This is a genomic window from Micromonospora polyrhachis (assembly GCF_014203835.1).
GTDB classification, from domain to species: Bacteria; Actinomycetota; Actinomycetes; order Mycobacteriales; family Micromonosporaceae; genus Micromonospora_H; species Micromonospora_H polyrhachis.
In genome coordinates this window covers 806,639-833,407 of record NZ_JACHJW010000001.1, presented here as the reverse complement: position 1 = coordinate 833,407, position 26,769 = coordinate 806,639, and the positions used below count along the sequence as shown (strand labels likewise).

The 26,769-nt window shown below is 69.7% G+C and carries 1 protein-coding gene; it reads left to right on the top strand.

All coding sequences use genetic code 11. From position 1 onward, the window contains the following. Positions 1–54: 54 nt before the first annotated feature. On the top strand, positions 55–26,688 hold the full coding sequence (locus FHR38_RS03285; protein ID WP_184532643.1) for a DUF8616 domain-containing protein: 26,634 nt from the start codon (positions 55–57) through the stop codon (positions 26,686–26,688). The last annotated feature ends 81 nt before the right edge of the window (positions 26,689–26,769 follow it).

The window sequence follows — 26,769 nt, the reverse complement described above, 5'->3', positions numbered from 1 at the left end:
CCTGACACGCGACAACCACCCCTGCCGAACGCCGCCGATGAGGACGTAGCCGCGATGAGCATTCCTGGTCCCCCCGAGGAGCTTGAGTGGGTCACCTTTGTGCTGGTGGGTGAGAACTGGCCCAAGGGTGACGAGGACGGCATGCGGGCGTTGGCCGACGCGTGGGAGCGGCTCGGTCAGGATCTCGCACCGCTGGAGAACCAACTTCGAGCGGTGGTCGCCCAGTTGGAGGCGGCCGGGGAGGGACCGGCCCTGGAGGCGGCCCGGGAGTTCCTGTCCCGGATCAGCGGCGGCACCGAATCGGTACTGCCGAAACTGTTCAAGGCGATCGAAGAGGTGGCAGCGGGCGCCCGCAAGGTCGCCCTGGAGATCGAGTACGCGAAACTGATGATCATCGGTCTCGCGGCGATGCTCCTGTACATGCTCATGAAGCTGCTGTACCTGGCCATCGTGACCTTCGGGGCGACGACCACGGCGACGGCGCCCCTGATCGAGACGTTCCGACAACTGGCGATCCGCCTGCTGAAGCGGCTGGCGATGAGTGTGCTGCAGGGCGTCCTCTTCATGGTGGCGCTCGACGTCGCGGTGCAGACCTTCCAGGTGGTCGTCCTCAAGACCCGCGACATCAAGGACTGGGACCTGAAGAAGACCGGCTTCATGGCCGGCATCGGTGCCCTGGGTGGGGCGATCGGCTGGGGTCTGGGCTGGATGCGCCGCCTGCCGTTGGGCAAGAGCTTCATTGGCACCGTGGTCAAGAACTCGCTGGCCGAGGGGCTACCCGAGTTGATCGCCGACAAGATCGCGGACAACGGCGGGGACGACATCGGGGCACGCAGCGGCTTCGTGGGCGGCCTCTCCTCCGGGGCCGTCGAGGGCGCGATCGAACACCCGATGAAGAACCGCAGCCGGCGGCCGATCTTCACCAGCAGCACTCTCCAGTTCGTCCTGGGCAAACTCTTCGGTGCCAACATCACGCTCGGTCCGCCACCGGACATCCTCAAGGACCTGCCGGCCGACCCGAAGCAGGATCCGAAGGCCGACGACAAGACCGACGAGAAGACCAGCGGCAAACCGGAAGCCGACCCGGCCGACTACGATCCGGTTCCCACCTACAGCCGGCTGCCCCAGTCGGATGAGTTCGTCCTGGACGACCGGGAGGCGCCGCCGCCGTACGTCGCCGGTGGTAGCCCGGCTACGGCCCAGCCGACACCGGAGAAGACGACCAGCTCGGCGACCAGCCCGGCCGCCGGTTCCGGTGGTGCGGGGAGGTCCACCAGCGCCGCGACCGCCCCGGGCAGCGCTCCGACCGGCATCGGATTCGGTGCCGGCCTGTCGACGGGGATTTCGGACCACGCCGCGCTGTTCGCCGAGACCGGGGGTGAGCAGGCGCGGACCGACTTCTTCGAGCAGCGGCGGGCCGAGGAGATGGGCGGACTGACGACACTGCTGGACGAGTCGCTGCACACCAGCATCGACGTGCCTGGGACGACCGTGGAGACGGGTACGGAGCTGCCGGCGGAGCTACGCGCCGAGTGGCTCCGGCAGGCGGAGAAGCACTTCGATGACGTGTTCGGCCCGCTGGTCTTTGCCAACGACCCGGTAACCGGCGACTCCATCACCCCCACCTCACCGGAGGAGGTGCGGGCGATGGAGCAGCGGTGGCAGGAGTTCGTCGACGACGTCCACCAGGTCGCCGGGCTGGGCACCGGGGCGTGGGCCGGACTGCTGTACGCCCACGCGTTCACCGGCAGCGAGGTGGAGGCGGTCGCCGATCAGTGGCTGGCGGCAAATCCCACGGTCGTCGTCTCGGCGATGGACCGGATCGCGCTGCGGGACACCATCGTCGTGAACGTCCGCGACGAGTTGCTCGCCCGGCTGACCGCAGCCTCCGGGCCGGCCTCGTTGCGCCGGGTCGTCGAGACGGTCCAGGAGATCAAGCAGAGCGACGGGTTCAAGACCGAGGTCGAGGCCCGGTTGGCGCAGCTCGCGGCAGCGGTGCCGGTGGCGGTCGATCCGGTCGAGGTGAAGGTCGAGCCGGTTCTGGTTGCCGTCGATGCCGACCCGGTTCTGGTCGAGGTCGATCCGGTCATTGTCGAGGTCGAGACGCCGGCGACGGTGGAACTGGCAGCGGTGTCGACCGCCATCGCCGCCACCGTCACCGCCGCGACGGCGAAGAAGGCGGCCTCCGCCGAGTCGGCGGCACCGCAGCAGATGGTCGTACCGGGTGCGGTGCCGGTTGCGGCCGTGTCCGCCCCGGCCCGGCTGGACCAGGGCGACCTGCGGAAACCGGGCACGATCATTCCCCCGCTCGGCAACCCCGTCATGGAACTCCGTCAGCAACTCACCGACCTTGAGGCCAGGGACGTCGAGGCCCTGCCGGAGACACATCGGGGCCTGGTCCGGTCCTGGCTTGCCGCTGCCCGTACGAGTCTGCGTCAGGTGGAACAGGACAGCGGGAACGAGGCGGCGGCAGGCCTGCTGCGCACGGTACGGACACAGCTCACGCTGATCGAGCAGACGATCGCGGAAAGCGCGCAGGCGTCCGGGTCGGCAGCTTCGACGCCGCCAACGTCCAGGCCGGCAGCTTCGACACCGCCAACGGCCGGGTCGGCAGCTACGACACCGGCTCCATCGCCGGCCCCGGTGCCGGACGGCGGAGAAACCAGCGTGGCGATTCCCGCCGGACGGTACGTCCCGGGATCCGGCGACAGCGCGCACCTGGCCACGAACGCGCGAGCGTTGCCGCTGTACCGCACCACCGACGGGGCCGCCTGGTTCACGATCGTCGCGCACGGCGTACCGGGGGGTGTCCAGGTCGGCGACCGGGTGTTCGACGCGCGACAGTTCGCCGCCTGGGTACGGGACCAGCCGGAGGGGGCGTTCGGCCGCCCGATCCTGCTGGTGGCCTGCGGTGCCGCGCGGCCCGGCCCGGATGGGGCGTCCTTCGCCCAGCGGTTGCGTGACGAGTTGGGTGTGCCGGTCGTGGCGGCGACGGGTGACGTCTGGACCTCGCCGAGCGGTGCCGCCTTCACCGGTACGTTCGCGGTCTCCGCGACCGGCCGACCGGTCATCACCACCGACGGTCAGGCGGCCTGGCAACTGTTCCCCGGGGAGCCCGCCGCGCCGCCGACCACCTTGCACGGCAACCTCGACACGTCGATGCACTGGGCACAGTCGGTCGTCCTCGCCCCGGAGGCGACGAGCGCCCCGGAGGCGACGAGCGCCCCGGAGGCGACGAGCGCCCCGGAGGCGACAACCTCGCCCGCCCCATCGGTGTCCACCATGGACAGCCCACCGAACTGGGCCAGATGGGCGCAGGAGACGACTCCGCCGGAGGCCGGACCGACCGCGCGCTATCCGGTGCCGGGGGACGGACTCTGCCTGGTGTACGCCATGATCATGTCCGCACCCGGCCTGGTGGCCGCGGCGTTGCGGCGTACCTTCCCGGACGGTGTGGCCGACCGGCCGGCGCAGCTCGACCAGAGCCTGCGCCAGTTGGACGAGTGGACGCGATCCGGCCTACCACGCGAGTTTCCCGTTGCGGCGCGGACCGTAGCCGAGCACGTGGTCGCGCTCGTGCGTACCCGGCTGGGCAACGGTGAACTGACCGAGGCGCTTCGCCAGGGTGCCTTCCAGATGCGGGCGTACGGGACCGAACTGTCGGCGGTCGGGATCGGCGGTGCCGACCTCGCGATCCCGGTGCGCCCCGAGGAGATGGCGCTGATCGTCGCCGGGGTGGCGAGCTGGCAGGAGTCGTGGTACCAGGTCGAGGGGGAGGCGTTCGGCCCGTTGCTGGCCGGCGCGTTGGACCTGTTCATTCAGGCCAGCCCAATCCCCTCCGCCGACCAGGCACCGGCTTCCTACAGCCGCGCCTTCGGCCGGGGGGAGAATCCGCAGGTCTGGGTCTACTACAACGGGACCAACCACTACGACGCGACGACCTGGCAACCGCCCCAGCCCCCTCCCACCTCGCCGGAGACACAGCTCGCCGCCAGTCCGACCAGCACGAACCCCGCCTCGACCAGCACGATCCCCGTCCCGACCAGCACGAACCCCGCCCCGAACCCGGAGTCGGGCTCCGGTTCCGGGGCGGGGCCGACGATCTCGGCCGATGCCCGGCAGCGGGATGGCGTCTTCGCCGCGCTGATGCTGCCCGCACTCGAAGCTTTGGCGCAGCCGGCCGCGAAGGGCCTCACGCCCACCAGCCCCGAGCTGCGGGAGTCGACCGAGGCGCTGCGCGGCTACCGGAGCGCGGTCGGGAAGGCGCACACCGAGGGTTTGCTTCCGGAGCAGTCAGTCGCCGTACGCATGCTCAAAGCCCGTCCCGAACAGAATCGCAACTGGCAACAATGGTCGAAGGAGCAGGCCGATCGGGCGTTCACCCACGGCACGGACCGCGCCGAGCAGTGGCTTCAGCAGGTGCTGTACCTCGAGTCTCCGCTCTGGGCCGGCGCGTTGGGGCGTACCCCGGATGCATTGCGGCCCGAGGACTTCCTGCCGTTGGTGCGCGCGGTCTTTGGTCCGACGGTCGCGGCCGTCACCGACCAGCATCTGACGGTGCTGCGGGAGCACGTCAACGCCCTGCTCGACAACGGCGTGGAGGTCACCCGCGCCGCGTTGGTACGACGTGAGCAGTTTGCCGTGCTCCGCCAGGAACTCGACGGAAGCCCGGAGAGTCATCCCAGCTCGGACAGTGTGGCTGCCGACCGGCCGACCAGCGAGGCGGAGCGCACTCTCCTACAGTTGCTGGACCGGGACCAGGACGTTCTCTCCACGGACCGGAAGCTGGAGATCCGTGGCCTGGTCCGGGAGCTGCCAACCGGGATGACGTTCGCCCCGACCTCAGCCAATGTGGCCGTGCTCGACCACGCCATCGAGTTGGCCTACCGCCGGTATGCGAAGCAGCACAACGGTGTCACGCCCGACCGCCCCCTGCGCTGGGGTGACCTGGAGCAGTTGCTCGGGGACGGCACACCGCTCACCTGGCAGCGGCTGGTCACCGTGGTGACCGAGGCACAGGCCCGGCAGCGGTGGCGGGACCGCAACCGGGTGGCGACCTGGGCACGCCGGCAGGTCCGTACGCATGTCGTGCGGATTCCGGGAGTGCGGAGTTCCACGCACTTCCAGTCGGTGCTGGAGCGGCAACGCCGTCGCGACCTCAAGCAGCCGGGTCAGCCCGACTCGCCGGCCGCGCGCCGGGCGGAAGCGGATCTGCTGTGGCGGACGGCGTACCCCGATGCGATGCCGGAAACCAACGAGACGTCGGCGATTGCGGAGTCGGAGACCAACGACGGGTCGGCGATCGCGGAGACGGAAACCAACGAGACGTCGGCGGTCGCCGAGACCAATGAGACGTCGGCGATTGCGGGGTCGGCTCCGGAGTCGAACCCGGCACCGCTGACCCTCGCGGACTTCGAACGGCTGGCCCGGGTCCGGCGCAAGTTCTTCACCGAGCGGGGCGACCGTCGGTTCACCAATCTGTCCGACTACCGGCCGATGGCGCTCGAACTGCTCGGTAGTAGCCGCACGGTGGGTGCCGACGAGCTGATCAGGATGGCCGTACTGGTCCGGGACGCCCAGACGGAGCTGGCCAAGAGCCTGACCGACCGGCGTAGCCTGCGAGAGGTACTCGCCGCATCGGTCGTCACGCAGTGGCACGCGGGCAACCCATCGACCCGACCCTCACCACGGGGCATGACCCCCACCGTCGATCACAGTAGGTTGGTCAGCTCGTTCCACGCCATCGGCGAGTTGCCGTTCGTGCCGGAGTTGACCGACTGGCTCAACGGGATCATCCCGGAGGCCGACCACCCGATCGGCGCGACCGAGGTGCGTCAGAAGTTGGTCTCCCTCTTCGGGCAGGGCCTCGACGACGGTCTCAGCATTCCGGTCGAGGTCGACGGCAAGCGGTACGACATTCGCCTGTGGCCGGTGCCGACGGCCCCGCCCAAGGTCGCGGCGGGCAGCCTGCTGGACGCCAAACAGGAGGGAAGCACCCGACGTCCGGCCAAGTTGGAGAACCGGGTGTACCGATACCGCGACCTGGCGATCTCCCAGACCTCGACGAGCGGATTCAGCTGGGACCTGGGGCTGGCCTACCGGGCGGAACTCGGGGTGCCGGAGACGATCAGCTCGACGCGGCTGGATGCTACCGCCTCGTACGGCCAGTCGGCCGCTACGGACCAGCGTCGCCTCGATGCGACCGCCATCGCCGACTACCAGCAGTTGCGGATCAAGGAGCCGGTCGGCGACGTGCTGCTGCCGGTCACCTGGGTGGCCCGGGTGGAGGACCGGCAGACCCTCCGGTGGCAGGAGTTCTTCTTCGAGGAGCCGGCCGGTGGCCTGCGGCGGGACACGGTCACGTACGCGGTGGCGCAGTTCCAACTGCCGTACACGGCGACGGAGGCGCGGAGCCAGCCGGGCACCGACCCGGACTATCTGCGGGAGATCCAGGTCACCAGCGCGGAGCAGTTCCCGCTGTGGCGGATGGACTTCGCCGCTTCCCGGGTGCAGCTGGCGGACAAGGTGCTGGCCGGGCTGCGGTCCAAGCTCTCCCCGGCGGACTACGCCTTCTGGAAACCGGTGGTCGAGGCGTACCTGACCAACGACCAGCTGACGATGGGGCTGAAGAACATCCTGCGGCCCCGCAACGAGCAGAACTACCAGCAGGTGTTCCGGCAGACGCTGGAACGGGACGGGAGGTTCCTCAGCTTCAGCCTGACCAGCGGCGTTCAGGAACAGCCGATCAACAAGATCATGAAGATCAGCGAGGTGAGCCGGAGCGGCGAGACCCGCTTCGACTGGGTCAACGCGGTCGTCCGCAAGATCTTGCGCAACGTCAACCAGGCAGACGGGAAGCGGATCACCGGCAGCGCCGGGTTGCGGGCCCTGAAGCGGGTACTCAGACTCGGTGGCACCGGGCGGTACACCTGGCGCCGGGCGTTGCAGGAGATCAGGCACCACCGCGCCTGGTTGACCCGGGCCCGCCGGGTCGGCGGGACGCTCCAGTTCGTCCTGGCCGACTTCACGGTCCAGTTGGACGTCGACCACCGGGGCGGGGACGGGCAGGTCGACCACGATCCGGTGGCGATCACCGGCTACGCCCATCTGATGATGCACTCGGCCGATCTGCGCGAGCTGGCACACCCCAACGAGCGGAACGCGACGCCGCTGCAATGGTCCGAGCCGATGGTGCCGGCACACCAGGAAGCCGACGCCAAGGAGGACGCCCAACTGGCCAAGGACGCCGCGCCGGACGACACGAAGACCTGGTGGGCGCTCGACGGTTTCGGCATCACCATGGACTTCGTCGAGCGCCTCGACGGGGTGCCGCAGCTGTACGACAGCATCGTCCCGACCCTGGTCACCGCCGGTTACCTGCCGGCGGCGGCGATGGCGGACACGGCGCGCACGACACCGTGGCAGCACCTGAAGAGCCTCTCCCGGACCGGGGCGGACACCAACCTGTCCGGGCAGGCGTACACCAACTGGCGGATGCTCCTGAGTCAGCTCTCCGAGGATGCGTTGCGGACCCTCTCCGATGACGTACTGGGAGCGGAGGCGGGACAGCCGGGGGTCACCCTGGTCTTTCCGCATCCGGACCGCCCTGAGGCCCCGCAGCAGCGCCTCGTCGTCGGACTGTGGGCCGAGTTCGCCGGCGACGGCACGCACCAGGGCGTGACCAAATACCAGATCCAGTACGGCCACACCAGTGTCGACACCATGACGGTCAAGCAGGTCTCCGGCAGTTCCCGGGACGTCTCCGGATATGCGGCCGTGGACCTGCTGCCGGTCGACGCCAACGTCCTCGGCCAGTACGGCCGCCAGGGGAGCGCCTCGTCGACCGACAAGCTCGGACGTACCCAGTCGACCGCCCTGACCTCCGACACCGACGGGCAGAAGATGCCCAGCTCCCGTTACCACCTGCCGATCCGCTGGCGATGGTTCGCCGAGCGTGGTGGCATCCGGCTGGCCGACGACATGGTGCCGGGGACGATGACCCTGCTCCAGCCGGACGCGTTGCACGGCACCAAGGACGATGCCCCGCTGCCGCCGCTCAAGCCGGTGAGCGTGGCGTCCTCGGTGCTCGAGCGGATGGCGGCAGCCATCTACACGACGATGGGTGTCAAGGGCGTGGGGGTGTTGCAGAAGGCGCTCATCCAGAAGGCCCTACCAGGAGTGTCGAAGGAGGCTGTCTGGCAGGGACTCAGCACCGTCGCATACAAGAGCGCGCTGATGCGTGGCCTCTCCGGGGCCGCGATGATTCCCCTCGGTGAGCAGCGGGTCGCGCTGGTCGCACAACCGGTGGGCCGGCCGCAGATCGTCAAGGTCTGGTTCCCGTACACCCAGCAGATCGTCGAGAGTCAGGTCGGCCACGAACAGGGCAGCGACAAACTGCGGCAACGGGGCTGGCAGGGGCAGCTCGGTGGCCGGTCCGAACACATCAGTGGCGACCTCTCGATCACCAGCAACAGGGGTACGGGTGAGGGTGCCTCCTCGCTCTTCACCGTCGGCAGCTACCGGGCCATCTACCAGGACACCAAGATGGTGATCGTCCGTACGGCGGTCATCAACTGGGTCGCCACGGCGGACGGCACCATGATCTCCAGTCCGGGCGAGATCCTGCTCAACGTGCTGTTGAGCGAGGTGATCGCCAACCGGCACGAGTTCGACAACAACCGCCTGCTCGACGAGCACATGACCGCTCCCGTTCCGGCCCCACTGCCCGCACCGGCGTTGACCCGCGCCCTGACGACGGAACTCGACCCACCGGTCGCCCTCCGGGATGGCAACTCCTGGTCCGCCGTGTGGCCGATTCTGTTCAACGGCGGCAACACCCGGTTCGGCTTCGGCGCGCTGCTGACGGAGCTTGTCCGGGCGGCGCGGGAGGTCGGCGGGCCGGAGCTGGTCGTGCAGGTCATGTCGTTGCCCAGCGGCTTAGGCGCGTACATGGCGCGGTTGCTCGACGGCGGCGGGTCGTGGACGTACTCGGTGGGTGAGCGCCGGTTCGAACTGGCCCTGACCGCCGAGCTGGTCGGCGCGGCGCGGGACAGCCGTCCCGGTGCCACCGGTGGAAAGCTCTACGAGCGGGGTAACAGGTCCCAGGACGCCAGCCGCCGTAACGTCTCGTCGTTCGGAATAGCCGGGAACCTGCTGGGCGTCGGTGGACCGGTTGCGGTAGGCACGGCGCTGTCCTCGACCACGCGGACCGACCAGTCGGACAGTCGCGGGTCGAACCTGCTGTTCATGGAGGGGCTACGCGCCAACAAGCTCACCGACTTCACCCAGGTCGTCCGGTATCACGGCGTACTCCGCGAGATCAAGAGCAGGTCCCTGGTCAAGACCCTGCTGGGGCATGCGAGACCGGTGCCCCAGCGGATCGACGTGACCTCCGAGCACGTGGTCAGCGTGCCGACCGAGGGGACCGTGCCACGAGGCACTCCGGCCCTCGCCTTCGGTTTCGAGCTTGCCGGCGGCCCGCTGCCGGACACGTATCGCATCCTCGGGATCCGTGGTCTTCAGGACATCTACGCCGCGCTCGCCGACACCCCGCTGGTGCGATACCACGACCCGGCCACCGTCACGCCCCTGTCGGAGCAGGGGGCACACGGCACCATCCAGCCGCTCACCTTCGAGAGCATGCGCAACATCCTGCCGCTGATGCTCACCGGTGGTGCCCCGCTCCGCTGGCTGGTCACCGCCGGTGGCGTGCTCCAGGCCCGGAACGGGTACGTCACGGTGCGGGCGCGCTTCGGTGAACTGCGGCACCTCTACTTCATGGAGAAGGCCGAGCTGGAGAACTACGACCACGGCACCGACTCGGCCACCCACAACCGCAATCGCAACGTCCAGGAGAGCGTGAGCGGGTCGCTCACCCTCGGGTTCGAGGTGGCGCCGCAGAACAAGGTCGGCCCGCGGCTCGCGGCCAGCAAGGAGAGCGGCAGGACCATCGGCATCGACCAGGCCAACTGGATCGAGCACCGGGCGTGGCTGCGTAACGACACTTCCGTCTACTTCGTCTACAGCACGCTGGAATACGAGATCGAGGCTGCCGGCCAGACCGTCTACACCACCGGTGGTGTCGAATTGGTCGTCGACCAGGCGGGTGCACTCCAACTGGGTATCGACCTCGACGTCCTCAAGTCCGTCGTGCCAGCCAAGCAGCGGACGAAGGAGTTCGGTGCCGACCTGGCGACCCCGGTCCAGCCGCTGGCCAGGACGACCCCGACTGCCCCGCTCCCGCCGATCGCCGAGGAGATCGATCCGCAGCACGAGGCGGTGCTCGCCGCGCTCGACCAGGCACCGGACCAGGTCGGCCCCCCCTCGACCAGCCTGATGACGACTCCCGCCCAGCCGACGTCCAACACGGTGGACGACTTCCGCAACGCCTTCCTGGGCGCTCCGGAGAACGCCAATCCGAGCCACACGGAACCCAGCCTCCAGCGGTTGCCCACCCTGGTCACCGCCACGACGGTGTCCCGCTCCGGTGGCGTGCTCTGGCTTGGTAACCCGAACCCGGCGGTCGCCGTGGCGGAGCAGGCAGCTGCGGCGGTAGCACCCCGGGCGGCGAACCTGCTGACCGTGGTGACGCACTTCGACGAGACGAGCCAGCGTCTCCAGGTGGGCGAGCGACGCCTGACCGCGCTGGAGTTCGCCGACCACCTCCGGACGGAACATGGCTGGCCAGCACAGGGTGGGCCGGACGTGCTGCTGGTGGCCTGCGGGGCGGGCCGCCCACCACGCGGGACGGCCGGGCCACCCACCGGTACGTCGTTCGCCGAGCAGCTGCGTACCGCCCTCGGCGTCGGTGTGCTCGCGTCGCAGACGCAGGTGACCACCCTGGCCACCGGTGCCGTGGTGACCGGTGGTGTCGCCGTGACACCGAATGCGTCGGGCGGACTCCGGATGCTGCCCCCACCGGCCGGTCCAGCCGCCGGCTGGACGTGGTATTCGGCCGGTGAGACGTCGCCGGTGGTCGACCTGCCCGCCTCACTCACCCAGGTGTTGCATCGCCTGCACCGGGGCGACGTCACGTCGTCCGAGTCGGAAGGGCTGGCCCTGCAGCCGGTGGAGTGGGCGGACCGCTCTGCGGCCCAGTCCACCGACGATGTCGGTGCCGTCGTGCTCGCATCGGCCGGGGCCAGCACCATGCTGGCCGATCCGCCCGATGACGCGTACGTGGCGGACCTGGGGACTGCGGTGCAACGCCTGTCGCCGGCCCTGGGTATGCGACTCGACGCCGACCAGTTGGTGGCGCTGTGGCGGTACGCGCGGGACCGGAGCCTGACCAGCCACCTCACCGAGGCCGGCATCAGCATCCCGGGGCCGGACCGGAACCTGTGGACTCGCTTGGTCCAGCCCACCCTGGCCGCGTGGGAGGCACTGCCCTGGGTCGCCAACCGGAACGGGGTCAGCTATGCCTATCTGCAACTGCCGTCAGGACGTCCCGCAGCCGTTTCGCTCCTCGAACTGCTGAACAACCGCGCCCTCGGTCCGATCCTGACCGGACCACGCCGCCCCGTGCCCGCCGGCACCGTGGAGGTCGAGTTCAGCAACGCCCTCGTCAAGTCGGTCCGGGGCATCTCGGGGACCGAGGCCGCAGAACCTGCGGGCCTGACGATGCCGGCCCACCAGGAATGGGAATTCAGGATCGAACGGCGGGGGGAGGGCTTCTTCTTTGCGCTGCGACCCCCCGTGGGCGGTGCGTCGCAGCAGCAGATCGACTCCACGGGCATGGTCGTCCACTGGGAAGCGCCGCACCCGGGCGTGATGCGACTCCACCAGGCGTGGGATCCGGGGCAGAACCCCGGTCTCTATCCGGTCTTCCTCTACAACGCGCCCGAAGACGTCATGCTGGACTATCGGCGTGGCGCCACCCGGGACAGGGCGACGACACTGGCCGCCTATCTGCGGGTGAATCGCGCGGTCTGGCAGGGTCGGATCCCGGTCCTCATCGCCGACTCCCTGTCCACCGAGGGGAACCCGTTCGCTCAGCGGGTCGCCGAACTGCTCCAGCATCAGGTGGTGGCCGCCACCGGTGCGGTCATGGCGATCAGCGGACGGATCGTCTCCGGTCGACTCGGAATCTTCGAATCTCCGGACGGGACGCTCTCGATGCGGCTCGTGACCGCGAACGGGTCCGGCTGGGCCAACTTCTGGCCGAATCCGAACTCGGCTCCGACAGCGGCCCTCGGTCCAGCCTTCGGCCCAGCCCTCGGCTCAGCCCTCGGCGGGTCGGCCGCCGTCACCCTCCCGGAAACGAGCCTCGCCCTCCCGGAAACGAGCCTCACCCTCCCGGAAACGAGCCTCACGGTCCCGGAAACCGGTGAACGCCGCCAGTGGTTGCCAACGCTGGACCGGCCGCAGGCACTACCCCGTGACGAGGCACCCGACCTGGCGGACGACGACGTGCTGAGCGACGACGCCGAGCTGCTCTTCGAAAGCAGCGTCCTGGTTCCCGGCGGGCGGCTCATCTACGGCAACCCACCTCTCGCGGAGGACCTTGCCCTGGTGTTGCAACGGGTCCGCAGCGACGGCGTGCCGGGGATGTACGAGGTCGATCTGCACGCCAAACCGACCGGGATCGCGGTCGGCGAAGATCTGCTGAGCGCCGAGGTGTTGGCCGAGATGCTGGCCGTGGACCCGTACTGGGTCGCGGACGAATCCGGTAACCGGCCCGAGCTGCTGCTGACGTTCTGCAACTCGTACGCCCAACGTCCCGAAGGGGTGCCGTTCCTTCCGGTGGCCCAACTGGTCGCCGACGCTCTGGCGCAGCAGCTCGGTCGGCCGGTGACGGTGCTGGCCGCCGGTGGCACGGTGGTCACCTCCGATCCCGAGGGCGTCCGGATGGTCGAGGTCTACGTACCTCGCCCCGACGGTTCGGTGGCGGTGCCGAGTGGCAGTCATCCGGCCGCGCGGTTCTTCCGGGTGTTCGGGCGCAGACACGGCGAGCCCCTGGTGGCACCGGAGCCGGTGGAGCGCTGGTATCCGGTGGGGAGCACCCCGGTGCACACCCCCTCGGACGACACGTCGCCGATCTATCCCGTGCCCGTGGACCTGCCGTTCCCGGTGGCCGGCGACTGGCAGACGGAGTCCGCCGACCTGATGGCGACAGAACTCGTCGGACCCGGCGGCCAGTACACGGCGGACGTACGGGCGGTCGACTCGCTGAACCTGCCCGACGAGGTCTACCACGAGCACCGAACCCCGGCGCTGTGGCGCTACCTGCGGGCGTACGACGCCATCGGATCGCTCACCTCGATGGTCGACGAGCACGGGACGGCTAGGACCGGACTGGCGTCGTTCGAGGCCGGTCTGTGGCGTGGCCTGGTGCGTACGGCGGTGGCGGCGGTGAGCGCGTGGCCGGCCACCCCGCCCCAACCGGCGGACTCGGGTCGATGGGGGTACGTGACCGTCCCGGTGTCGTCGACTGTCGATTCGCGTCAGGCGGTGGTCGACTGGCTGGCCAACTCGGTCGTGGGCCCGGTGCGCACCACAACTGCGGCGACCCCTACCCCGAATACGGTGCTGGTGGCGGTCAGTCCGGACTTGGTCAGGGACGTGTCGGTGCTGGCCCAGGCGCAGGCCGGTTCGGTGGGGTTGGCGAATCTGTTCGGTGCGGACGTGTTCGTGCGGCCGGTGGCCGATCCGGGGGACGGGTTGGGGCCTCGGGTCGAGGTGGTGCCGGATGTCCGGTCCCAGGCTGTGTCGGGCGGACACGTGTTGTGGTTGGGCAGCCGGGGACCACGGGAGTTCGCGGCGGAGCGGGCGGCTGCGGCGGTGGCACCCCGGGCGGGCAGCCTGCTGACCGTGGTGAGCCACTTCGACGAGGCCGGTCAGCGGATCCAGGTGGGGGACCGGTTCCTGACGGCGACGGAGTTCGCCGACCATTTGCGTACGAACTATGGCTGGCCGCCCTCGGGTGGCCCGGACGTGTTGCTGGTCGCCTGTGGAGCCGGCCGGTCGGTGCCCCCGATGGGGTCGTTTGCCGAGCGACTGCGGGCCGAACTGGGGGTCGGGGTGCTCGCGCCCGGCGGGCCGGCGTACACGTTGCCCAACGGCCGGGTGGTGGCGACCGGCGTCGAGGTCGTTCCCGCCCCTGGCGGCGGCATGCAACTACGTCCGGTTGCGGCGCAACAGCCGGGGACAGCCTGGCGGTGGTATCCGCCGGACCAGTCCGTCCCGGCTCGGGAACTGGGCCCGGATCTGCTGGCCAGCCTGCGGGATCTGCGCCGTACCGCGATCTCGGTGCCCACGCCGGCTCGGTCCTTGCAACCGGTCGGCTGGAGCGCGCCGAGCGTCCCGTTGCTGGCTTCGTCTTCTGCCCTGAGTATCGGCACCGAGAGCCCGGTGAGCGACCCGGACCTGATTGCGGCACGGGCGGAGGCGCCACACCTACTGGCGAGCGACGCGGATCTGCTGGCGTTGTGGCGGTACGTGCGGGACTGGGAACAGACCATGCAGATCGACCCGGAGGAGGTCGAGCTTTCCAGCCCGGACCGGGATCTGTGGGAGAGGCTGGTCGAGCCGGTCTCGACCGCGTTGGCCGCGCTTCCCGCGATGAGCGACCCGGGCGGCTACAGCTACGCCTATCTGGAGCCGTTGCCGAACCGATCCCCGGAGGACTCGCTCCTCTACCGGTTCAACCGGAGCGAGTACGGGCCGGTGCTGACCGGTGCCCGGCGTACCGGTCCACCGACCGGTGCCATCGAGGTGCGGATCAGCAACGAGCTCATCCGGTGGGGTGCTGGTCTGGGCCAGGACTCGCGGGGGGAACAGGTAGGTCTGGCGGACCTCGCGAGTCAGCCATGGCAGCTGTCCGCGGACGGCACGGGGGAATTCGTCCTCGAGTACGTGTACGACTCGTCGGACGTCTCGATGGACCCGAGCGGTCTGACGTTCGCCGCCAGCGGTGTCGAACTGCCGAGTGTGGCGGCGCTGAAAGCGGCATGGCACGCGAATCCAGCCTCGAACTACTACCCGGTCTTCATCCACAACTCGCCGGTGTTTCTCGACCTCGGAGACGGTGACGGCTTCCTGGACGCCGCCGGACAAATCGCCGCGTACCTACGGATCAACCACTGGATGTGGGCGGGGAAGAGGATTCTCCTCCTCGCCGACTCCCTGTACGGCAACAGCAACCCGCTGGCGCAACGACTGAGTGACCGGATCGGCCACATGGTGGTAGCCCCGGTCGGTTCGGTCGGTGTCGTCCAGGGTCGGATCGTCGCGGGCCGCGCTGCCGTCTACCGGACCACCGCCGGGGGTCTGGAGATCGCACCCGTACTGGAGAAGAACAAGGGTTGGCGCCGCGTCTATCCGTTCATCGGCACCAGCCGGCTGGCCATCAACGGCGGGAACTTCGGTCCCCAGCTCCGCTTCGGTAGCGCCGTGAACGGTGCGCGTTCCGATCTGGTGCAGTGGCTGCCGACCTTCGACACCGCCGCAACCGCCGAACAGGGCCTGAACCTGCCCCGACGGCTGGATCTCGACACCAGGATGCTCTTCGCGTCGAGTGTCGTGGTGCCCGGCGCCCGGGTCGTCATGGGCAACCCGCCGGCCCCGAGCGACCTGGTGCTGCTCATGGACGCGGTCCGTGCCCACCCCATACCGGGGGTGTACGCGATAGTCATGCATGGCGGTGCGCGGGGTGCGGACATCACCGGTGCTGGCAACTTCGACGCCGGTTCGATGGCCGACATGGTCATCAACGATCCGTACTGGCAGGAGTCTGCCGATGGACGACGCCCGGAGCTGTTGCTGGCGAGCTGCAACGAGTATTCCCAGCTTGCGGGCGAGGTGCCGTTCCTGCCGGTGGCGCAGCGAGTCGCGGATGCCCTGGCCCAGCGCCTCGACCGGGAGATCACCGTGCTGGCGGCCGGTGGTCTCGTGGCGCACGAAGGGGTGACCGACCAGTGGTTCGTCGCGGTGCGCCAGCCCGTTGGGCCTGGCACTCCCACGGTGATCGCGGACTCGAACCACCCCGCTGCTCGGTTCTACCGGGTGCACGGGCGCCGCACGGGCGTTGCGTTGCGGGAGCCGGAGGCGGCGCAGACGCGTATCCCGGACAACGCCCCACCGGTGCGGGCACAGCTGCCGGAGGTGCCGGGCGAGATCGCCCAGGTGCCCGGTGCACTGGGCTTCCCGGTGGCCACCGGCTGGCAGACACACCCGAGTGACCTGATGTCGGCGGAACTGGTCGGTCCCGGTGGGCAGTACGAAGCCGACCTCGCCGCCAGCCGGTACGTGTCGACAGACTGGCTCCATCTGCCCGACCAGGGGCTGCGGGCGGTGTACCGGTACCTGGGCGAGTACGTCGACATCGGTTCGCACACGTCGCTGACCGACGGAACGACCGGCCGGGCCAGGACGGGCTTCGCGGCGTACCTGGCCAACCTGTGGCGGGGTCTGGTCCGCGCGGCGGTCGCGACGGTGGACGCGATGCCCCGGCAGGACCGCCAGCCAGCGGATTCCGGTGGGTGGGGCTATCTGACGCTACCGCTGGGGTCGGCGACGACGGAGGCCGACGTACGACAGCTGGTGAGCCGGTGGGCGGCCAGCCCGGGGCCCGGCCCGGTGCGTACCACGGGTGCGGCGACGCCGGGTCCGGGTGAGGCGCTGGTGGCGATCAGTCCGGAGTTGGTCAGGGACGTGTCGCTGTTGGCCGGGCAGCCGGTTGGTTCGGTGGGGTTGGCGAACCTGTTCGGTACGGGCGTGTTCGTGCGGCCGGTGGCCGATCCGGGGGACGGGTTGGGGCCTCGGGTCGAGGTGGTGCCGGACGTCCGGTCCCGGGCAGAGTCGTTCGGACATGTCCTGTGGTTGGGGAGCCGGGGGCCGCAGGATGTGGTGGCGGAGCGGGCGGCGGTGGCGGCTGCACCCCGGTCGGCTGGTCTGCTGACGGTGATGAGTCACTTCGACGAGGCCGGTCAGCGGATCCAGGTGGGAGATCGCTATCTGACCGCCCGCGAGTTCGCCGACCACCTGCGTACGAGCTATGGCTGGCCGCCCTCCGGTGGCCCGGACCTGATGTTGATCTCCTGTGCGGCGGGTCGGTCGCCGAGATCCTTGCTGGGCCTCCGCTCGGGTGAATCGTTCGCCCGGCAGCTACGTGTGGAACTCGGGGTCGGTGTCCTGGCCCCCCGCGCCTCGGCGTTCACCCGGGCCGACGGCGAGGTGGTGGCGGACGACATCGGCTTGCGCCGGGCCGAGGGCCGACTGGTGTTCACCCTGGGACGTCTCGGCCCGGCCGCCGGCTGGAAGTGGTATCCGCCGAACCCGGCCGCGCCGGTGCAGACCATGGGGCCCCACCTGACGGCGGTCCTGCAGCAGATCCGGGGCGATGCCGTCCAGGTGCCGACGCTGGATCGGCCGTTGCGGCCGGTCCACTGGGGCAAACCGGCGCACCTGGCGGCGGCGGTGTTCGACCGGAAGGTGCCCGCCACCGGCCGGTCCCTGCTCTCGCCGCCCGTACCCACCCGGCCACCGGACACATCGGGACCGGCCGAGGCATCGACGAGCACCGTCGGGCCCCTGACCGACCCGGTCTGGGCCGGGGTGGTCGCGGCCAGCGCCGAGGACGCGGCGAAGGTACGCGCCGCCGTCATGGCGGTGCCCCAGTTACTGAACAACCCCGCCGACCTGCTGGAGCTGACCGACTGGTCGGGGCGGCTGGTGCACGAGGCGACCAGCGTCCTACGCCATTTCGGCCTGTCGGTGACCAGCGCCGCCGAGCTGCTGGCCGACCTGTCCACGGCACCGCAGACGTTCCTGCACACCGCGCAGGCGTACGAGGTCGAGTCGAGCTCCGGCTCGGTGCTGAGCGGATCGCGGAGGCGGACGGTGTGGGTACAGTTGCTGCCCCGTCCCGCAGCCGACGACCGGGTCCACCACGAGCCGGGGCACCGACTCAGCCACTTCCAGCGGGCGGCGCAGAACGCCTCGGTCGGCCGGAGCGATCAGCAGACGGGGTCGGCGATGCTGGTCGTGCCGATGGAGTTCGCCGGGGTCCCGGTCTCCATCGCCGGCGGTGCGCAGCTCGCCCGTCCGGCGTACGGTGCGACCAGCTCGACCAGTGTCACTGACAACTACATGCTCTTCGGCGAGAACGATTCGTTCCTGGTCGAGTCCACCGTGGTGGTCCGGATCGTGGTGGGAGAGGCGGGGGCGAACGTCCCGCCGACCGACCCGGACGCGGCGATCAACCGGCTGGCCGGTAAGCACTTCTTCCGGCTGACCGCAGGACTCGGTCTGCTGACCCCGACAGACAGCCAGCCGGTGCGCCAGCTCGACCGGGCGGCGGTGGCGCTGCTACAGCCCGGCCTCTACCCGGTTCAGGTCGTCGACGACGGCGGGCTCGCCGGGCACCTGCTCAACCTGCTGGCGGGACAGTCCGTGGCGGTTCCGGGCAGCGCCGGTCGGAAGCAGGTACGCCGGAACCTCGCCGGCCCGGACCTGTCCGGCCAGCTCAAGAGCGACCAGCCGCCCCAACTGGTGATGTCCAAGCGGCGGTTTGGCCTGCCCCGCTACGCCACCGGCGTTCAGGCCCGGATGCGGTTGGTGTCGGTGCAGCAGTTGGGGGAGGTGGGCGAGGAATCCTGGTTACGCTTCCAACCGACCGCCTCGTTCGAGGCGGGCATCGAGGCGCTGAGCAGCACCGGTAGCCGGTTCGCGGCGTACAGCGGGATGAACCTCGGTCTACTCAAGCTGCTCGTTGGACCGCGGGTCAAACTGGCCGCCTCGTCGACCAGCTCCGCCGTGCTGGCGACGACCAGCCGTCCCACCCAGGAACTGAACCGGGTGGCGACCGGCCTGTACCGGACCACCTACGAGGTGGAACTACGCCAGGCGTCGTACCGGTCGCGGATCCTGACCCGTCGGGGACCGCAGGTCAACACCTCCGGGACGGTCCGGATCGTCGTCATCGAGCGGGCTGCGCTCGACCTGGTGGCGGCGGCCACCGCGAACCTGACGACCACTACCGCGAACCTGGTGGCGGCCACCGTGGACCTGTCGCCGGAACGTCCGTTGCCGCCGCCCACCTCGTCGGTCGCCGAGTCGGCCACGACCCCGAATCCGCTGGTCACACCGGCGGTCGAGCCGGCCACCCTGGCGGCGGTCGAGCCGGCCACCCTGGCGGCGGTCGAGCCGGCCACCCTGGCGGCGGTCGAGCCGGCCACCCTGGCGGCGGTCGAGCCGGCCACCCCGGCGGTCGTCGTCACCCGACCGAGCCAGTCCGCCGACCAACTGCTGATCACGCGTCTCACGCAGCTGACCGACAACTCCGGAGGGAATCGGATCCTGCCGCGCTACATGTGGCAGGACGGCCGGCTGCGTCCGGGGCAGACCACGGCGTACGGCGTGTATCTGCTGGCCGAGGCCATCGCGGAGCGGATTCAACAGATCCTGGCGCTGCCGGAGAACCGGGACACCAGTCGCTTCCTACCGACCTGGAACGACGCGCGGGTGGCGTACACCCAGAAAAGGATCATGCGTAACGTGGTCCAGGCGCTGGAGAACGCAGGCAGCCTCGCCACCCAGACCGGGCCGACCCGACTCGCCGCCGACCTGCTCACGCTCACCTCGGACACCCTGGTGATCCACCTGCCGTACCTGGGGGCGGCGAGTCGTCGCAGCCTCGTCGTCCTCTTGACGGCGGAGCGGGTCGACCGGGAACAAGGGCCCACCTACCTGGGGTCGTACCGGGGGTCGAGGCAATCGACGGACGCGCAACGGCTGCGGCGTACCCCGCTGCGCAACCTGCGGAGCATCGCCAAGACGCACCAGCGCAGGGCGACCAGGAGCAGGGGGTACGAACTGCGGGCCGAGGCGCTGGTGGCGGGCAACCTGTCCACCGTCGGTCGACTGCGCTACACCCGCAGACGTGGCGCGTCCGCGACCAACATGGCGAACGAGACGTACCTCGACGCCGGGGACAAGCAGACCGCCGTCTTCTCCGACCACCTCCGGTTCACCATGGAGTTGTACGCCCTCAAGGAACCCACCGACTGGCTACGGAGCACGGGCAACCGGATTCTGGACCAGGTGCCGCAGCCGGTGCGACTCGCCACCACCCGGCAGCCGGAGGGCAACGGCCAGCTCCTCGCCCTGGACACGTTCGAACAACGGCTGGCCTTCTCGGTGTCGCATGACCGGACCTTCCAGCCTGGGCAGGAGGCGGCGGCGCTGACCCTGGACGAGTTGACCACGACAACGGTCGACCTCGATGCCAACCTGGTCGACAACCTCAGCCTGGCCGCACCGGAGACCGGCGAGGTGACCCACTGGGACCACGTCTTCTACGTCGATGGGGCGGCGACGCTGCGCGGTGCCATTATCTCGGCGCTGCGTCAGGCACGGGACGCGATGACCACGGACGACCCGTGGCGTCGGTTCGCCAAGCTACCGGTCGGCCGGGGCACGGCGCTCGGGGTCGAGGTGCCTGGCTCCTTCGGACACCTGCAACTGCTCCAGCAGGTCAACGCGGACCGACTCGCCGCGATGCTGCCCTCGATGTCCCGCCAGGCGGTGCTCTTGGCCAACCTCGGTGAAGTGCTCGGGGACAGCTCGGTAAAGGCGGCGGTGTACATCCGGGCCGTCGTGACGAATGCGACGCCCGGCCCGGAAGGGATGGTGCGGCACGACATCGAGCACGGCACCTCAGGATCACAGGGGCTGCTGAACTCACACAGCCGGGCCCTCCACGTCGATCTGTCGATCGGGGGTCGGATCTCCGTCCCCGCCGCCTCGGCGTCCCTGAAGGGACAGGTGGCCGGACGGCTGGGCGTCGAGCGTGAGCACGGGACGCAGTCGGCCATCAGTGGCGAGATCGAGCGCAACGAGACCTTCAGCGGGGAACGGGGCATCCAGCTGACGGTGAACGCCACGGTGAAGTTCGTGGTGCACGTGGTCCTGATCGAACAGCAGGATCTCCGCGCCGACCGGACCTATCGGGCCTCCCGGGTGGTCGACGGTGCCAAGTTGTACGGCTTGATGACCTCGGACCTGGCGCGGCGCATGGGCGTACTCCGTCCGCCCATGGCGGCACCGAGCAGCCTGCCGATGCTGGACCTGCCGCAGATGTTCCACACCGCACCACGTGCCCCGATGGCCTTTTCAACGTCACTGGCGGCACCGCCGGCCAACCTCGGCACCGGTCGCCCGCTGAACCCTCCGGCGTTGGGCAGCGCGGTGCTGCGTTGGCTGGGTGGGATCAGCCTTCCGGCGACGGTCGGCCGTGGTACGCCACTGCTCGGGTCGAACCTGGCGAGCCTGGTCAACATCGATACCGTACTGGGGCACACCACCGTCGAGTACCTCGCGTCGCACTGGGGCGAACTGGTCGACGGTGGATCGTCGTTCCTGCTCGAATACTCCGGCGTGGTCGGTCGGGAGTCGGTCCAGATCGTCATGCAGGTCCTCGCGGTCGACGCGGGCGGCAAGCCGACCACCCCCCGGCTGGACCGGCTGCTGCCGGCACCGAAGACCCTGGAGATGAACGTAACGGGGGCGGCGACGACAGCCCGGTCCCGCAGCGGGACCCATCGGGCGGATCTGGCGGGTACCGCTCAACTGCTCGGCCAGGCGGGTAACGGCGGGGGCGGCGGTGAGGTCACCGACCGGGCCGGCCATGCCAGCACGATCTCCGCCACCAACACCGTCAGCGACCGGACCTACCTGGTTGTCGACGCCGGTGGGGCGTGGGCCCGGATAGCGCAGACCGTCACCTTCCAGATCACCGCCTACCACCAGGGAAAGGTGCTCGGCGCACCGCTGAGGCGTACGCAGGAGGTGATCCTGGACCGGGTCGCCAACCACCTCGTCACCCCGGGCGGAGCCGGGAACCCCGACCCGACCCTCGTGTCGTTGGCGAAGAGGTCCGTCCGGACCGACATCGAACTGCGAAGCTGGCAGGCCGCCTCACCCGTGCCGATGCCGGTCAAGTACCAGCCGTCGGACTTCCGGGGGGCCGCGCTCGTGCAGGCGGCAATCGTGCGGACACTGCACGACCTTGGGGAGGCCGAAGTCGCCCGGCTGGGCGCGCCGCTCACCCACCAGATCATGGCCGCGTTCAGTCAGACCGCGATGTGGGGCAGCGCCATGATGCGGCTGGCCAGGCCGTACAGCGTCGATCTGGTCGAGCCGACGGCGATCGGCACCCGGGTCACGGTCACCCTGTACAGTCGGCTGGCCAAGGCTCGGCTTTCCGTCGTCTCACCCCCGCAACTGCGCGACGTACGGGCCGGCCGGGCCATCGGTAGCACCGGGAATGCCAGCGTGGCCCGGATCGGGTTGCCGATCGGGACCATCAGCGGCGCCTACCAGCCCGACGACACCAACGACGCCGGTCCGCCGAGCGGGCAGATTGGTGGCAGCTGGGGCGCGATCAAGGACATCGACCCGAACGCCACCTCCGCAGGGGGAGCTGTCACCGGATACGGCGACACCCGGGAGGGGACGAGCGGCAGCGCCGGGCAGAACATCACCACCGACGTCGGCCTGGTGAACAAGCTCCAGCCCAGTGCCCAGGTCGAGTGGACCGAGGAGATCGTCGTCGCCGTCGAGGTCCATCGTGCCGTCGGTACGAGCACCGCGCAGTCGGTGCTGCTCGTACCGGACTCCACTCCGGTCTGGATGGACCTTGGCGACGCCGCCCAGCACCTGGGCTTCGCCGGTGATCCCACCGCGATGATGCTGCTCGCCACGGCGAACGCGCAGGCCATGACCGTGACCACCCGGTTCCAGGAGTGGCAGGCCGTCGATCTGGAACTCGAACAGCAGCGGATCGCCGACGAGATCGGCACAGGCGCGGTGACGCCGCTGGACTGGGACGGATTGCGCCAGACCGAACATGCCGATCTTGCCCAGCGTTGGCTCACGGCACAGGACACCTGGTACGCGGCGAAGCTCGCCCTCGACACGACCGTACGAGAGTTGGCGGACCGGATCGGGGATCCGGCCGCGACCCCGACCACCCGGGCGTTGGCGGCCACCGCCGGTACGACGTTGTGGCTCGGGGCATCCTCGACGGACGGGGCGGCAGGATTCCCAACGGACGGGGCGGCAGGATCGTCGACGGCCGGGGCGGCAGCGGCCCAGACGGTCCCGACGGCAGCCGGGATGCTCACCGTCGTCACCGAGTTCGACCCGGTCCAGCAGCGTATCCGGGTGGGCGACCGGCATCTGACGGCCAAGGACTTCGCGACCTACCTACGTACCGAGCAGGGCTGGCCGGACCGTGGCGGGCCGGACATCGTGTTGGTCGCGAGCAACGCCGGCCGCTCGCCCCGGTCGATGTTCGGTCGGTCGGGCCCCTCGTTCGCCCGTCAGCTTCACGAGGAACTCGGGGTGGGGGTGTTGGCGGCCCGGGGCACCGTGCTCACCACCGGTACGCGAACGGTCAGTGGGCGACCCGAACTCCACCAGCGTCCGGGCAGCCGGGCCGTGCTGCGCGTCGCCTGGCCGGGATCCGCAACCGGGCTCGGCTGGAAGTGGTACGCCGCGTCCGGTGGTGCTTCCCGGGCGCTGGTCGGGGATCTGGTCCAGGCCCTCAGGGAGGTGACCGTTTCCCGGCCGACCGGTATGTCGAGCGCGGATGACGTACGGAGCCAGGCGGCATCCCCCTCGGGGCACGTGCTGCTGCTCGGTGATCCGAACTCGCCGCTCGCCGAGGCGGAACGGGCCGCTGCGGCGGTCGCGCCTCGAACGGCGAACACGCTGACCGTGGTGACCCATTTCGACGCGGCGACCCAGCTGATCCAGGTGGGGGACCGGCGGATGACGGCGGCCGAGTTCGCCGACCATCTGCGTACGACACATGGCTGGGCCCCGGGCAGCCCGGACATCCTGCTGGTCGCCTGCGAGGCGGGACGGGTCCCACCGAACGCCACCCGGTCGTTTGCGGAGCAGTTGCGCGACCGGTTGGGCGTCGGCGTCCTGGCCACCGATGGGGTGGTGTACACGTTGAGCAGCGGTCAGGTGGTCGCCACCAACGTCACCGGGGCGGCCGAGCCGGACGGCAGGCTGCGGCTCGGTCCCGACCAGCGTCTGCCCTGGACCTGGTTCCCGCCGGACCGGGGGGCCGCCAGCCGGATTCTCGCCGGCGACCTGGTCGAGGTGATGCGGTCACTGGCGATGGTGGTGTCCGTACCGGAGTTGGCCGTCGGCCTGGCGCAGCCGGTCCGCTGGACCACGGCCGTGGCGGAGTCGTTGTCGGATCGCGCGGTAGACGGCGGATACCAAGATCGCGCGGTAGACGGCGGATACCAGGACCTGGCCGCAGTGGTCGAGCACGTGCCGCTGGATCTGGTGATGCAGCTCGGTACCGAAGAGGTGCTGGCGTTATGGCAGGTTACGGAGGCGTGGCCGAGCATCCTGGATCGGATCGTGGCGGGTGCGGGTCAGCCTGGCCAGATACCGGACCTGCATACCCAGGCGGAGCGTCTGAGGCAGCAGGATCCGGGCCGGTGGCGGCAGGTGGAGGTGGCTGTGGCGGCGGTCGAGAAGCTGCCGCCGATGCCGGCCGGGGTCAGCTACGCCTATCTGCCCGAGGCGCCGTACTCGAATGACGATGATCCACTGCCGTCGATCATGTACTGGTTGAACAATCCGATGGGCCTGCCGGTGTTGGCGGGGGCGAGGCAGGAGGACGTACCGGAGGGTACGGTCGAGGTGGAGATCGACAATGCCCTGTTGCGGTTCGCGCCTGGGTTCGGACACGGTCATGTGTGGGGGCCGGTCGCCCTGGCAAATCTGGCCAGGCCGACCCAGGCCTGGGACCTGACGACGGACCCGAGCGGCACATTCGCCACCGCTCGGGTGGTGCTGGCGGAGACCGATGGCTGGATCTACAGCTTCGATGACGTCAAGAAGGTGGCCTATCTCGGAAAGGAAGGCTCCGATCAGGGGCACATCCAGCGGCTGCTGTCGCATTACGTGCAGCCCTTGGCCGGGGTCTATCCCGTCTTCGTCGGTAGGTCGCTCCAGGAGGAGCACGGTGAGATAGCCGCGGTGCTGCGGGTGCATCAGCAGAAATGGCGCGGATTGTCGCCGCTGATCGTCATGGATTCGCCGTCGTACGGGGCGAACCCGGCGGCCAAACGGATGGCCGATCTCCTTCAGACCCCGATCGTGGCGGCGACGGGGCAACTGACGCTGATGTCAGACGGGATCGCGGCTGGCCGACTCGGGGTCTACGCGAATTCTGACGGGGGCCTCCTGCTGAAGGTCGCGGCCGAGGCCGGTACGGGGTGGGCGGAATTCCGGCCCGGGGCGGATCAGGGCATGGTCAAGCCCTTTGGGCCGCTGCTCATTGGTGGCCCGGGCTACCAGCAGAACGACCTTGTGCCCGTGGAGCAGTTCGTGCAGGAACTACCGACGGTCGAGAACGAGGTCGTGCTGACGGCTCGACCTCCGGGTGGTCTCAGCGAGGCGGCGGTCAGGCTGTTCAACAACAGTTTCGCCGTGCCGGATGGGCGGGTCTTCGCCGGCAACCCGGCCGATCCGGTGGTGCGCCTGTACCTCAACGGTTTCCGGCTCTCTCTCGGGGAGGACATGTACCTCATCGCCGTACACGGGACGGTATCCGGCGTCGAGGTCCATGACGACGGCTTCTCGCCAGCCGATGTGGCGGAGGTCATTGCGCGAGATCCCTATTACTCGCCTGGCCGAACGATCCTGTTCAGCTCGTGCAATCCGTACGCCCAGACCGAGGGGGCGACTCCGTTCCTGCCCGTGGCACAGATTCTCGCGGACGAGCTGTCGCACCGGACCGGAGTGCGGACGACCGTCGTGGCGGCCGGCGGCACGGTCTACCTAGATCACTACCAGGTGATGACGGTGGCGACGTACAGCCCGGAGAGCGCGGGGGAGAGCCGTTCCCATTCAGCGGCCGGGTTCTTCTCCGTGACCGGACGGCTGCCCGGGGATCCGACGAATCTGTGGTTCGAGCCGAAGCCGTTGTCCGCGCAGTTCCCGAAGAGCCCACCCTCCAGCTACCTCACCGTGAATACCTCGCTGGAGGAGAAATGGTTGACGCCGGGTCAACTGGACTTCCCGGTCCGGGCGGGCTGGCGGGCAGCGGCTGCGGACCGGATGGCGGTTCGGATGATGACACCGCCGGGGCGGTATCACGCGGACCTGCGGGCCGCGTCAGGCGTCGGGCCGTTGGGCGTGCTCGTCGACGGCGACATGGCGCTGGCGGTGTGGCGCTACCTGCGAGTCGCTCAGGAGACTCGGCTTTCGACCTCCATCGCTGACTCGGCGTCGGTCCAGGAGGCGTACGAAGCAAGCCTGAACCGGTCGCTGGTGCGGATGACGGTGGCGGCGGTGGACCGACTGACGAAACAGGTGCCGCAGGACTGGGGATATGTCCGGTTGGATCTGGTGCCGGGCCGGCCCGTACGAGAGCAGATCGAGCAGTGGTGGGCTGGTCTGTCGGGGCCGGTGATCACACAGAGCCAGCCGGGCCGGGGCGACGGCGAATTCTGGCTGGCGATCAGTAGCAGCCTGATCAAGGACGTGACGCGGATGGCGCCACCCCACCTGCGAGGGGCAGTGGGGTTGGCCAACCTGTACGGGTCAACGGCGGTTCTGCAGCCGTTGGACGCGGGGGGCCTTCCGGCCTTCGCTGTGGTCAGCGCCGCGGAGTCGCCGGGATGGGCAGGGCGGGCCGGCCAACGAACGACCACCTGAACAGCCAAGGTCTGCCGTTGGCGCGACACTCCCGCCTGAACGGTTCGGGTGCGGGTTGCGTAGTCGTAGGAGCGGTGTGAC